We start from the raw sequence: 13,192 nt of genomic DNA, 5'->3' as shown, positions 1-13,192 counted from the left end.
TGCCTTCGCCATTCGGGACTCACACCCTATAGATAGCGCCCATGCTGGGCGCACAACAAAACTCTCCCTTGCAACTGGGAGAGTCGTTCTTTTAAATATAGAATTATTTAGATAGATCTATTTAGCATTCTCAGAGGACTCTACCAATGCTGCAATATAATCTTGCACCGAAATGGTAACGGAAGAAGTTAACTCTGCATCATCTGGCACGGAAGGATGAGCATCATCAACCTTCTTTGTCTTCATGCCTTTAATCTCTTCTACTGATTTGCCTGCCATCCATTTCGCTAATGCGTCGGCTTGTTGGTACCACTCTTTTTGAATGGAAGATGCCTTAATCATGCCGTATTCATCTCCAAGTTCAACCTTTGATTTAGGTTGTTCCTTCAAGTCAGATGTTACTTTTCCTGTGTTATCAAAGTTAACCTTAGTCTGAGCATTATCGATAACAGTTCCTACGACTTTACCATCTTTATCAAATGTAGTCGCCATCATAACCGTATCTACTTGCGCCATAGGTAGAACTTCTTTACCATCTTTTGTTCCCAATCCTTTGGATTTAGAAATGGAAATATTGTGTCCAAGACCTAGCTTCTCAGCGCCTTTTCCCACTTCTACAGCCGTGTTGTATGCCTTCTCAACGGCAGCGATATAATCTTGAACCGTAATCGTTACCGAAGAAGATAGTTCCGCAATATCAGGAACGGAAGGATGAGCGTCATCTACCTTCTTTGTCTTCATGCCTTTAATTTCATCCATTGATTTACCAATCATCCATTGTCCCAACGCCTCGGCTTGTTGATACCATTCTTTCTGAATAGAAGAAGCTTTAATCATGCCATACTCATCACCAAGTTCAACCTTTGTTTTATTCTCAGATGCCAAATCAGTTTCGACTTGCAAATCTTCCGTGAAATTGACTTTAACTTGTGCATTATCAATCGTTACCTTAACAACTTTCCCATCTTTATCAAATGCCGCAGCTATGATGACTGTATCCACTTGACCCGTGGGTCCTACAACTTTACCATCCTTATCTTTACCTAAATCACTTGATTTCCCGATGGTGGTGATATGTCCAAGTCCCATCTTTGAAATTCCTGTGTTCGATCCTTTAGATGTAGTACTATTAGACGAACAACCTGCAAACATAGAAACAATCATTACCGAAATCAATACACTAACTAATGTCTTTTTCATGATAAGCCCCCAGTAATTCAATATTATTCCGTTCATAGCAAGTATGTCATATCTGGATATTAAATCATGTGAAATTAATCACGAGGTATATTGCAAAAATGCACCCTTCCAAAAATCTATGATTAGCTACATAGCTGTTCATCGATTCCTTTAAGGGTGCACATGATCACTTATCTCTTACGCTTTAATATGGATAAACCGTTCACCGGAAGATTCAGTACACCAGATACGCCTTGATCTGTTTCCATATCCGTATAATCTCGGCCATCTAGTTGAACATCTTGAACACTTCCACTAAAGTTCTGAACAAAGATATAATCGTTCTCGCCATCCGTGCGAATCTGTGCTGTCACACCTGCAGGCAGTTCGCTATCTAGCGATCGGGAAATCCCAATCTTACTTGTGATGGATGCATACAATTCCTCATAGAACGCTAGATCCTTCACTCGAGTTGCAAGATGATATGCTTGTCCTGCTCCCAACTTATTCACCGTCAACGCTGGACGACCAGCATAGAAATCGTTGCGATATACACCAAGCGCTTCTGCACCTTCAAGGTGAATCAGTTCCGCAATTTCATGTGCATCATAATCTCCACTGAGATTCAGTATATTTCCTACTTCTAACACAAGTCCGTTCACATCACGACTATGAAGACCTTCTGTTTCCTCTGCCCAGATACCTAACGTTTTGCGAAGTGGACCCGGGAAACCACCGAGGTGACATAGATCGGTCTCGCCAACAATACCAGACCAATAGGTTGTTAGGAAGGTTCCACCTTGCTCTACATAACTTTCAATTCTTTTACCATTCTCTTCACTAATCAAATATAACATCGGTGCGATGATCAATTTGTAATTAGATAAATCATCTTCCGTTCCAATGATATCCACTGGGATACCTAATTCCCATAAAGCACGATGATGCTGTTGCACAGTCTCTTCATAGTGTAATCCCGAATTACGAATACCTTGCGCATCCTTGATCGCCCAACGATTATCCCAATCATAGATAATGGCTGTCTGTGCAGGTGTGGATGTTCCTACAACCTCCGTTAATCCTGCTAGTGTCTGACCAAGTTCAGCAACGTCATTAAACACTCGAGTTCCTTCTTGACCATTATGGTCGACAACTGCGCCGTGGAACTTCTCACTTGAACCGCGACTTTTGCGCCACTGGAAGTACTGTACAGAATCAGAACCGTGAGCTACAGCCTGAATAGATGAAAGCTTATGCATGCCAGGTCGCTTCAACTTGCTGATCGACTGCCAATTCGTAAGGGATGGTGTGCTCTCCATCAGTACGAACGGCTTACCTAATAGCGAACGGAACAGGTCATGAGACATGGCTGTTCTAGCAGCTAACTGGGCATCCTCAGCTTCTTCCGAAGCATGCCATTCTGGATACGCATCCCATGATATGAAATCCAACGTTTTGGCTAATTTACGGTAATCTATACTATCAATCATATGCATATTGGTCGTGATAGGTAGTTCCGGATTGTAACTGCGGACGGAATCCATCTCATGTTGACAGAAATCAATGGACTGATCGCTAACGAAACGACGCCAGTCTAAGTTCAGACCATGCACCATCGTCTCCCCATGCGGAGCTGGTGATTCAATCTGCTCCCAAGATGTATAGGTATGACTCCAGAACGTCGCCCACCATGCATGATTCACCTTATCTAGATCATGATCATATTTCTCCTTGACCCATTCTCTAAAAGCATTCTGACAGTAGTCACAATGGCATTCGCCACCGAATTCATTCGATATATGCCATCCAATCACAGCTGGGTGATCACTATAACGCTCAGCCAGTTTGGCATTGATTATAGCTGTCTTGTCCCGATAGACAGGGGATGTATAACAATGATTATGTCGGAATCCATGTAGATTACGTACACGGTTACTTTCTACGCGAAGTACCTCAGGATATTTCTGCGACATCCAAGCTGGTCGACTCGCACTAGGTGTTGCCAGGAAGGCATAAATACCATTCTCTGCAAAAGAATCTAGTAAACGGTCCATCCAATCAAAAGTGAATACACCTTCTTCTGGCTCAAAGGATACCCATGAGAACATTCCTACGGACATGACATTGCACCCCGCAAGCTTCATCAATCTTATATCTTCACGAAGAACTTCAGGATATTTCAACCATTGCTCCGGACTATAATCAGCACCGTGCAACATGACTGGAGCCTTTGAACTAATTGGTGGGAATTTAGTAATCATATCGGCAAATTCATCCTCTCCATTAATGCTCAATGATGAATCAGACTATTATCTGATAAGTAGCCTTCAGCATCCTCTGTCTAATTCAACAATCATCATTTATACTATTCATTATATGTAATTATTCAATCTATCTGATAGGATTAAATTCGCAATGTAGTAGCACAAAATGAACATGAGGTGAAAATATGCTCCCTTTCTCATTAGCCGAAATGCCACGAAACCTTAAAAAGTATCCGATATATCCCTATTCTATCGGTCGTCATATCCAATATCATTATGTGCGTCCAAACGGATATCCTGTGGACCAAATTTTTCTCATTCGTAGTGGAAGTGGATTATTTCGTGACTTAGAGAGCAACACAGAAACGATACTCCTCCCAGGCATGGCCTTTTACATTCCAGCTAACAAGGGACATGAATATTATCCGAGCTCACATGATCCTTGGCATGTTGCCTTTATCGGTTTCTATGAACACTTGGCACACGGAACGCTAGAGGAGATCGGATTAATCCCTTCTTCACCCTATATACCCGAACATTTCGAGGAATGTTGGGATGAAATCGGACATATTTGGTATAAGATCAGCCATCAGATTGGTAACAGACAAGATGAACATACGATGCAGAAACTGTCTATAATGATGTACCGATTGCTCTTAATGTTGCAACGTTCAGATGTACCATCTGTCACTACAAGTCGCCTTGAATATGAAGTCGCACGTAACGAAGCTCTACAAAAAGCAATCAGTCTGATCAATCAGCATTTCACTGAACCACTACTTATCTCTAATTTAGCCAGTGCTGTCGGTTATTCCGTCCAGCATTTCCAACGTCTCTTCCTACAGGAATATGGGGTCACACCACATAAATATCTACAGAATTTACGTCTCGAGCGATCGATACAGATTATGATGGAGAATGCCCATACGCCCATTCAGGATATTGCCATACAACTTGGAATGGAGATGAATTATTTCATCAGAGTATTCCGTACAACATATGGAATCACTCCAGGTGTCATGATGAAACAACTTCACGAATCATCCAAAGAATCGAATTAGTCAACGGCTTTCATGGAGTCGACCATTTCTATCTTCTTTAACTTGAAATACATGATGACATCTACGATGAAAGTGAACATTAACGTCACTACCGCAGATAGAATAAAGCTTAATCCCGATATACGCTGTCCAAACATCATTTCTGTATTTCCTGCTGTTGTAATGACGAAGTCATGTAATAACACGCCTAATCCTAGTCCAACTATCGTCCCGATGATGCTTAATATCGTCGTTTCTCGGAATATATACCATCCCACTTCTTTATGATGGAATCCGAGCACTCTTAATGTCGCAAGTTCTTTTCTACGTTCTTCAATATTAATGTTCGTAAGATTGTACAGCACAATAATCGCAAGTGCACCTGCAGCCATAATGAGTACAATAACAACAGAATTAATACTAGATACGAGACTGTCAAAAGACTTCTTCGTCTGTGCCGTGAATACGGCATTTGAGACAGCATCATCATTCAAAATATTCGTGATCGTTGATTCCTGTTGCGAAGCATCCATTGTCGAAGTCGTTACCAACAATGTATTAAAGTCTGGTTCCTTTTGATATGCACGACTATAATCTGATTTATTGATATATACATAACTACCTACGTAATTCTCAGCGATGCCTGTAAGCTTAAATTCTGCCGATTCGTCATCCGCATTAGCAAGTGAAAAGGTATCACCCACTCCAATACGCAATGTGTTCGCAAGCATTTCAGTGACTACAACGGCAGAATCATCGAAATGAATCTCATGACTACCTTTTCGCTCACGCAAATCTATGACTTCTTTAAGTTCCTTAGAAGTCGTTGGGACATAAATCGTTGTGGATGTATTTTGCCCCTTTCTCTTTGCCTCACCTGTTTCACTAAATACCTCGGTATGATGATTAACTAACTTTTTATCATTTAAAAAGTCGTTTAACACCCCATCCATAGATGTGCTTCCATCTAATCCGATCAATAGATCATACTTCATAATTTCATCATACTGCGTATTTGCAATACTTTTGACGGAATCATTTAGTCCAAAGCCAGTTACAATAAGAGCCGTACAACCACCTATCCCAATAACCGTCATGAAAAAATGTTTCTTATAACGAATAAGATTACGTGCCGTTGCCTTATGCGTAAATTTCATTCTCGACCATAGAAAATGAATTCGCTCCAAGAAGATACGTTTACCCGCTTTAGGTGCACGAGGAAGCATCAGTGTGGCTGGTTTTTCTTTCAATGCATGGTGACATGCTGAGATCGTAGCAACCATTGTACAGAATATGGCTAATACAGATGACACACTAGCAAACATCCAATTGAATTGAGTAACGAATTCAGGTAAATGGTACGATTGCCCGTAGGCATTGTATAAGACCTGCGGAAGAAGCTGAAAGCCACCCAGTAAGCCCACAATACTGCCTATCACACTAGCCAGACCGCAGTAAATGATATATTTAGACATAATAACACTGCGGGAATAACCAAGTGCTTTTAATGTACCTATCTGAGTCCGCTCTTCTTCCACCATCCGTGTCATCGTTGTTAGTGCTACTAAGGCAGCAACCAACAAGAAGAAGATTGGGAATACCTTAGCTATAGCAGCTACCTTATCAGCATTAACTGAGAAGCTGACATAGCTCACATTGGCATTACGATCCAATACAAACCATTTAGGCGGCGGAATACTAGCCATTTGTTCCTCACCCAACTTACTGCTAAGCTCACTATTAAAAATCTCAGATCGTGATTTACCCACTTCTTCCATTTGGATTACCGATTCTTCAACAAAAGTATCATACGCTTCTGTGAATGAAGTTAGTTCGGCAGCTCCCTTAAGTGTAATATAGAAATCCGTATAATTTTCAAGTGTATAATTACTCTCATTCATATACATGATGGCACCAATACCACCGTTTCCAATACGGCTTGTTTCTCGCTCCATGGAGAAGTAGAAGGGATTGCCAACAATCCCAACGACTTGATATTGTTGCTTATTTAATATGTCATCTACGGGATTAACCTTACCATCTTCTTCTGTAATCGTGAGGGTTGTTCCAAGCTGAATCTCTGACAAATAGCCCCCGCTTCGTTCGACCACCACTTCATTATCCGCTTGAGGCATTCTCCCATCAAGCAGTTCTAAACGATTGATCGCCCCAGCATCGTTCTGATTAAATTTATCTAACGGCAGTCCAAAGATTCTTGTCGTTAGGACTTCATTATCATTTGTTGTCATCAAAGAATCGCTCACGTATACGGGCATAATATTCTCAATGTCTTCTATAGCCGACACTGCGTCCAAATCAGCCGCCGTCAAGCCCATCGTTCCTTTAATATGAATATCAGCCATACGATAATCATCATAATATTTATCAACCGATGATTTCATATTGGGTGTCGATGCAAGAAGTCCTGCGAGAAAACCCACACCAAGAGCAACTATGGCAAAGATGGAAATAAATCTGCCTAGACTTTGTTTAATTTCACGGATAATCGTTTTCACATAGGTACTTTTCACAATTACCACTCAATCCTTTCTACGGGAATAGGATCCGTGTTGTGCTCGATATGTGTTACTTTGCCGTTCTTCATATGAATGACCCGATCTGCCATTTGGGTAATCGCTAAGTTATGCGTGATAACAATAACGGTCTTGCCTGTCTGACGACAACTATCTTGAAGTAACTTGAGAATATGTTTACCCGTCAAATAGTCAAGTGCACCTGTCGGCTCATCACACAGTAATAATTTGGGATTCTTAGCTAAAGCTCTTGCTATAGAGACACGCTGCTGCTCACCACCCGAGAGTTGAGCTGGAAAGTTCAACAACCGTTCAGATAATCCAACTTGTTCGAGCACTTCTTTGGGATCAAGTGGATCTTTACAGATTTCAGATGCCAATTCAACATTCTCAATCGCAGTCAAATTCTGTACTAAATTATAGAATTGAAATACAAATCCAACATCATATCTACGATAATCTGTTAGTTGTTTTTCGTTTAGACCACTGATTGCATGACCATCCAAAGAAATCGTTCCACTATCGCATGAATCCATACCACCGAGCATATTCAACAGTGTTGTTTTGCCAGATCCACTTGGACCAACAATGACACAGAACTCACCTTCACCCACAGTAAAACTAATCTTATCTGTTGCCACAATGGTATGTTCACCCATCTTATATGCCTTACACACATCTTCAATACAAATGAAATCTTTCACAACTTATCCTCCTTGTTATCCATAATCTTTACAGAAAGTTCAATTAATCGAATCATTTCTAAGGCGTTGGTTTCACCTAAACCATCCACAAGCTTATTGAAGTAACCAACCACTTGATCTTGTTTTCCTTTAATGAATATATCTCCGTCCGAAGTTAAGACAACCGTCATACGTCTTCTATCATTCTCAGACATCTCCATCGAGACATAACCCTTTTTTCTCAATGTCGAAAGTGCGGCTGTAATCCTGGATCTGGATACATGTAGATTATCGCTAAGAATAGATGGATTATTTTCCGAATGTTTATTCTGTGATAAATAATGAAGAATATGAAGTTCTCCTTGCAGGAAATCTGCAAGATGACTGAATGCCTCCAGCTCATAGATCTTTGCCAGTGACATTGTTAAATGGTTTGTTAACTGTTGTTTGTCCATTATTCTCCTCCGTTTTAAAAGTAGTACACACTATTAATAGTATATGTTATGTATTATATATAATGTGATTGTTTATTACAAATGATTAGGTTAAATAAGACCAAAGATCCCCTTACCGAAGTAAGGGGATCTTATAGAATAACAAGAAAATATGGTCGATTTATAGTAGAATGATATAAACAAGATTCCAACAATAAGGAGGAACCCGTATGCCTATTAGTTTTACTCGATCACTTGTAGATAGATTAAATAAAGAAGTAGCTGAAATTCATACCACAATTAATAATGAAAAGAAGAAGGCTAAGAAAGCACATACCAAAATTAAACAATTAGAAAGAGACATGAAATTAAGCACTTCAGCCCACGACCTAAGCAGTAAAATGAGTCGAATAAGTAAGTTGAAAGAAGATATCAAACAAATCGATTCATTACAAGCTGATTTATCCAAACAGTTAGTTAGTAAGAACACTTTACTTCATCAAGAACTCTCCAAAGAGCAACAATAGATATTATGCTACATTCATAATGAAGTTCAATTATTTACAAAGCGGCTAGTGTAGGCCATTTCATCTCGATCCCAGCATCTCGAAGCCAACCTTGATAGCTAACCAATGCGTCCTGATCTGAACGAACAGCTCGCGGCTGCATTTGATGCTCAATACAATATGCCGCCAAATATCCAGCCGCTTCACCAATATTCCATTCGACTGGATGTAGCCTGTAACATCCATTGGTAATGTGTGTTGTGCCGATATTCTTACATGCAGCAATCAAATTGTTAACCCGTACTGGAATTAAGCTACCTAGCGGAATCTCAAAGGGCAGACAAGGAACGTCAATGTACGTTCGTAGTGCTGTGCTCGGGTGCAAGTCGATACGATAGGCGCCAATACCAACTGAATCGTGATAGTTCTTCGCCTTGCCATCCTTTCTGCAATCCGGACTCACATCCTGTTCTACGATGGTCGTCTCCGCTCGAATACGTCTGGACTCACGAATGTAAGGCATCTTCGCCAATCCGTCCAATGTGCCTGCCACATCCCCACGTAGCCTGATGCCAGGATACCCCGCTTTCCCATCTGGACGAGGAGCCTCTGTCTGCATCCAGTATAGTAAAGATAAACTTAGTTGACGGGCGCTTTCAAGATGCTTCTTGCGCTCCGCCTCCTCCACATCAATGATTGAACCCAGCCAATAATCGTTCTGCGGCCAGTTGACTAACGTAATATCGCTCTCAAATGAACCTTCTTCGAACTGGCTACGATCGATGACACGACGGTATTTCCATAGTGAGAATGATTTGTCATCCGGGAAGAAGCTATAATGGTTCGGCTCAAGCGTATGAGGTACAAGTCCTGTCCAACTTAACTGTTGATCTGGCCAGAAATCCGCCTTATACTGCTTCCAAAAGTCATATTGTTCTGGCTTAGTGATGGTGAAATCTCGTCCTTCGATATGGTCAATCGCATAACACCAGGTAAAGGCCTGCATCTCCATCGGATCAGCTTGGCCGACAAGTGCATGTGGCTCCCCCGTGTCCGCTATCGATTCAGCTCCTGTTACATATTCCGTACCGGTCATCGGAAGCAGATCCCCTTCATCCGTCGCATCCACAAAGTACGGAGCGGTTAGCACCGTCACATCCCCTGTTAACTGGCTTCTGACATGAACCGCCTGAATGGCATCTCCTTGTGTCTCTGCTCGAAAAGGCTTGTGATTCTCCATAATCAGTAGCGTTCCCCGATGAATATAAGGTGCGAGCATTTCGCGTAAAACAGCAAGTGCAACCATAGGTTCATGTGCAATCGTACTAACTGAAGCATTCCCTGGATTGAAGTGAATAGCGGCGAGTGCGGATGGCTGAAGTCGGAAGTTTCTTTTATAATAATCCCTTACTCGTGTACGGAACTGTCGATAGGTTGCTGTACTACCGAACTGTTCTATCCACGGATGCTCATCAGGCGGCACAGCTTGGCTGGTTAACTGACCCCCAATCCAATCGGATACCTCTGTCATTATGACAGTTTTACCCGCTTTAGATGCAGCTAAGGCTGCCGCACAACCACCAGTGCTTCCCCCAATAATAATAATATCCGCTTGCTTATGCATTTCCATGTTAAGTTCTCCCTTCAATCTTCATCACACACACATCAGTCAAAAAGACTCTCATCAAGCATCGCAAGTAGTAATCCAGCTGAAGTGATCGCGTTGGTCCAGCCACTCTCCATGCAATAAGGGCCCCAACCGGTATCACCGTTATTTCCGAAATATTCACTTTTGTTCAAATCAAAGGCACGCATCCAACCGCCATTATAACGATCATCCTCACTTCTGATTTGAATACTCCTCATAAAAGAGGATACATCTTCATGAAAATTCTTATATTGTGGGTTACCTGTAGACTTCCACGATTCCCAGCTGTTCATCACAAGAAAGTTGTTTGTATATAGCTGATCCGCAATCCCTTCTCCATTGGCAATGTAGACACCCGCATCTTCCTGTCCAAATCGCTCCGGATCGGGATTATCTGCTTCTTCAATTCCACCTAGGTGATGCTGATGTTCTGATAAATAGTCCATTGTTCGTTGGAGCCCTGCTTCAATCTCACCTGTCTGATCATACTTACTCAAGAATCCGAGTGGAAGCAGTAGCCTTGTCACACCTGAAGTACGACTATACATGAATTCCAGCTCATCCCACTTCGCTATTAACACCCGTGAACCGAGGAGCGCTGTTTGCAAATAAACCTCTTCTCCCGTTACAAGATAGGCTTGGATAAAGGCCGCATGTGTGATGCTCTCAAAATGCGGGTTCAAGCTAGGTTCAAGCTGTGTAGCGCCCTCTTTACCAATCTCGGAAAGTTGTTCACGAGTAAGCATATTCGGTCTTAGTCCATCCTGACATTGTGTTGACAGTAGTCCTTCTGCAATCAGCATACCTCGTTCCCGATAGATCTCCTTACCCGTCTTACGATACACATACAACAGCACGAAGCATACCCAGGCATTATCGTCTGTGAACAGCTGATGTGGATACTTTCCCGGGAAATCATACCACTTGAAAAAACCATAGGAAGGGGATGTTGGGTCCATATCCTGATAGCCTTGATCAAATAAGTAATGAAGCATACGGTCCGAGGCGTCCAGCGATTGCTTGTCATTAGCCCATCTACCATATAAATGAAGCATCAGTGCCGTATGCGCATGACAATCCGGACGACGATCTGGAGAAAGTTGCGATGTGATAGAGTGAATATTCTCATATACACCTTGCGAGCCATCAGCCATGGGGAGCATGCCAGAATTCTTGAACCAACTTCGATTGGCCTCCACCGCTTGTTCTGAGGTTGCCTCGCCTACCGTACCCATAATCGGTGCCCATATCTGAAATGGGATACCCGATTCATCAGCTAAGTTCTTAATAAAAGATGCCCACCGGCTGTAAGGGCGGAGCGTTTCTGGCTGTTCGCATGAAAATAAAGAAAAGGCCGAGTATACAACTGTACCTTTTCCAAGCTTTCTAACAATAAGCCCCGGGTGCGCAGTCTTTCCCTTCTCCAGACTTAGGTGTGTGTCATGGTAAACACCGAAGGAGAGCTTAACTTCTGATTCGAAATGAAACCCGCGGAGCATTGCTCCCGACCATTCAAGCAATTCTCCCTCAGCCATCCCCACAATATGCTTATCATTTCTTAGCTTCTCCACTGTTCTTCTCGTTGCCTTGAAATCCTGCTTCCAACCGAATAAACGGGAACTTGAAAAATCGAATGCCTCAACCAATTCCGCATAGATCCTTCCCCCCTGCTCGGCAAATCTCCATAGCTTGCTACATGCCTCGGCCGAAAGTGTGGAACTCTTATCCATTGATGTTGATCCAATGAGTAACACTGCATCATACTTCTCCAATGGGACTGTGTTCAATTCTATCCATGCATAGCGATCTGACTCTTCAATCGGCTGCAACTGAAGATCTAGATTGTCACTAACAAATAAAGCCATTCTCATAGTAAGTTAATCCTCCTTGAACTTTTTTGTAGTATAGCGATATGATTCATGACTCTATCTTTTCCCGTACAAGCTTTGGTACTCTGTTGGCGTAAAACCCGTCACTTTTTTAAATGCTTTGCTGAAGGAATGAATCGATTGATAACGTAAATCCTCCGAAATTTGTGTAATACTACTTCGGCCTGACTGCAACCTACTCATCGCCCTCATCATCCGCCGCTGAACCCAATAGGCCTGCAATGAAACATGCATCTCCGCACGGAATACTTGCGATAAATACGAATAGCTGTACCCTAATACCTCTGCTACTTGGCCAAGTTCATCAATCTTCTCTACATGTTGATCTATATACTGTACCGTTTGATACAAGAGTTCTTTCTTATTAAATGTTCTTTCAATCTCTATTGTTGGGCTTCCGACTTCATCCAATATACGAACCACTTGAATGATGATTCGATTAAGTATGCTATCTAGCATCGTTTGCATATAGCGGTCCTGAATTTGCAACTCACTTATTAGTTCAAAATAGAGCTCATCGATACCTACATGATCAGAAATCACCTGATGCACATAGTCTTCGCGAAATACAGCCTCTAACCCTTGATTGCCCAGAGGACTCAACTCAATAGTTACAAAACGTATTGATTTATTCAACTTCTCTGTTGCTGTGATTTGATAGCTACAATTCGGCTTGATCCATATCAATTGCCGATGTGCAAGATGTATACGTTCCCCTTCTACCACTACATCTGCGTTTCCGGAGAGCATGTAGATTAACAGGTGCTGATCGGCTAAAGACTCTCCTTGGGACGCATAGCAGCAACGGTCATGTACTTGATGTAACAGCACTTGCCTCAACCTGATTGTCCGATCTAAAAACCGTTTATCGAATCCGGCTGCTCCTTTTCCCGCAGAATAAGCCGTTGCTGTTCTGGACAACGACATGATAAGCCCTCCTTCATCGACATGAAATTCAATATATTTGATTACTATCTTTACACTTATTTAACCTCAAACTGTGCTGGACTGTAAT

Annotated in this window: 10 protein-coding genes; 2 read left to right on the top strand and 8 right to left on the bottom strand. The window is 42.0% G+C overall.

Features of this window, described 5'->3' with window-relative positions; translation table 11 throughout:
• Window positions 1-117: 117 nt before the first annotated feature.
• A complete protein-coding gene (locus ACH8E3_RS08065; protein ID WP_458632109.1) occupies window positions 118-1,200 on the bottom strand; it encodes a hypothetical protein in 1,083 nt (360 codons plus the stop codon).
• A 170-nt stretch (window positions 1,201-1,370) separates the two neighbouring features.
• Window positions 1,371-3,440: a beta-galactosidase gene (locus tag ACH8E3_RS08060; RefSeq protein WP_458632108.1), complete on the bottom strand. Its 2,070-nt coding sequence runs from the start codon at window positions 3,438-3,440 to the stop codon at window positions 1,371-1,373.
• A gap of 188 nt (window positions 3,441-3,628) precedes the next feature.
• Between ACH8E3_RS08060 and ACH8E3_RS08055 the strand changes: the two genes are divergently transcribed.
• Window positions 3,629-4,504: a helix-turn-helix domain-containing protein gene (locus ACH8E3_RS08055; protein ID WP_458632107.1), complete on the top strand. Its 876-nt coding sequence runs from the start codon at window positions 3,629-3,631 to the stop codon at window positions 4,502-4,504.
• On the opposite strand, the gene ACH8E3_RS08050 is transcribed toward ACH8E3_RS08055, so the two are convergent.
• The 3 genes from ACH8E3_RS08050 to ACH8E3_RS08040 are packed head-to-tail and all read right to left on the bottom strand — an operon-like array spanning window position 4,501 to window position 8,155.
• Complete coding sequence (locus ACH8E3_RS08050) at window positions 4,501-7,014, bottom strand: ABC transporter permease (RefSeq protein WP_458632106.1); 2,514 nt, start codon at window positions 7,012-7,014, stop codon at window positions 4,501-4,503. The two genes, ACH8E3_RS08055 and ACH8E3_RS08050, sit on opposite strands and share 4 nt — an antisense overlap.
• Before the next feature lie 2 nt (window positions 7,015-7,016).
• Complete coding sequence (locus tag ACH8E3_RS08045) at window positions 7,017-7,676, bottom strand: ABC transporter ATP-binding protein (protein ID WP_458632112.1); 660 nt, start codon at window positions 7,674-7,676, stop codon at window positions 7,017-7,019.
• A 41-nt stretch (window positions 7,677-7,717) separates the two neighbouring features.
• Window positions 7,718-8,155, bottom strand: coding sequence for a MarR family winged helix-turn-helix transcriptional regulator (locus ACH8E3_RS08040; RefSeq protein ID WP_458632105.1), 438 nt, complete (start codon window positions 8,153-8,155; stop codon window positions 7,718-7,720).
• A gap of 209 nt (window positions 8,156-8,364) precedes the next feature.
• Between ACH8E3_RS08040 and ACH8E3_RS08035 the strand changes: the two genes are divergently transcribed.
• Window positions 8,365-8,661 carry a hypothetical protein gene (locus ACH8E3_RS08035; RefSeq protein WP_458632104.1) on the top strand — a complete coding sequence of 99 codons (297 nt, stop codon included), beginning with the start codon at window positions 8,365-8,367 and terminating at the stop codon, window positions 8,659-8,661.
• A 34-nt stretch (window positions 8,662-8,695) separates the two neighbouring features.
• Here ACH8E3_RS08035 and ACH8E3_RS08030 read toward each other — a convergent pair whose 3' ends face one another.
• Genes ACH8E3_RS08030 through ACH8E3_RS08020 form a run of 3 tightly spaced genes read right to left on the bottom strand, consistent with a single transcriptional unit; the run spans window position 8,696 to window position 13,104 of the window.
• Window positions 8,696-10,270: an FAD-dependent oxidoreductase gene (locus ACH8E3_RS08030; RefSeq protein ID WP_458632103.1), complete on the bottom strand. Its 1,575-nt coding sequence runs from the start codon at window positions 10,268-10,270 to the stop codon at window positions 8,696-8,698.
• A gap of 35 nt (window positions 10,271-10,305) precedes the next feature.
• Window positions 10,306-12,159 carry a hypothetical protein gene (locus ACH8E3_RS08025; RefSeq protein ID WP_458632102.1) on the bottom strand — a complete coding sequence of 618 codons (1,854 nt, stop codon included), beginning with the start codon at window positions 12,157-12,159 and terminating at the stop codon, window positions 10,306-10,308.
• Window positions 12,160-12,213: 54 nt separating this feature from the next.
• On the bottom strand, window positions 12,214-13,104 hold the full coding sequence (locus ACH8E3_RS08020) for a helix-turn-helix domain-containing protein (protein ID WP_458632101.1): 891 nt from the start codon (window positions 13,102-13,104) through the stop codon (window positions 12,214-12,216).
• Window positions 13,105-13,192: the final 88 nt, after the last annotated feature.

It is taken from the genome of Paenibacillus sp. CMAA1364 (assembly GCF_054373195.1).
This window is presented reverse-complemented; position numbering and strand designations above follow the sequence as displayed.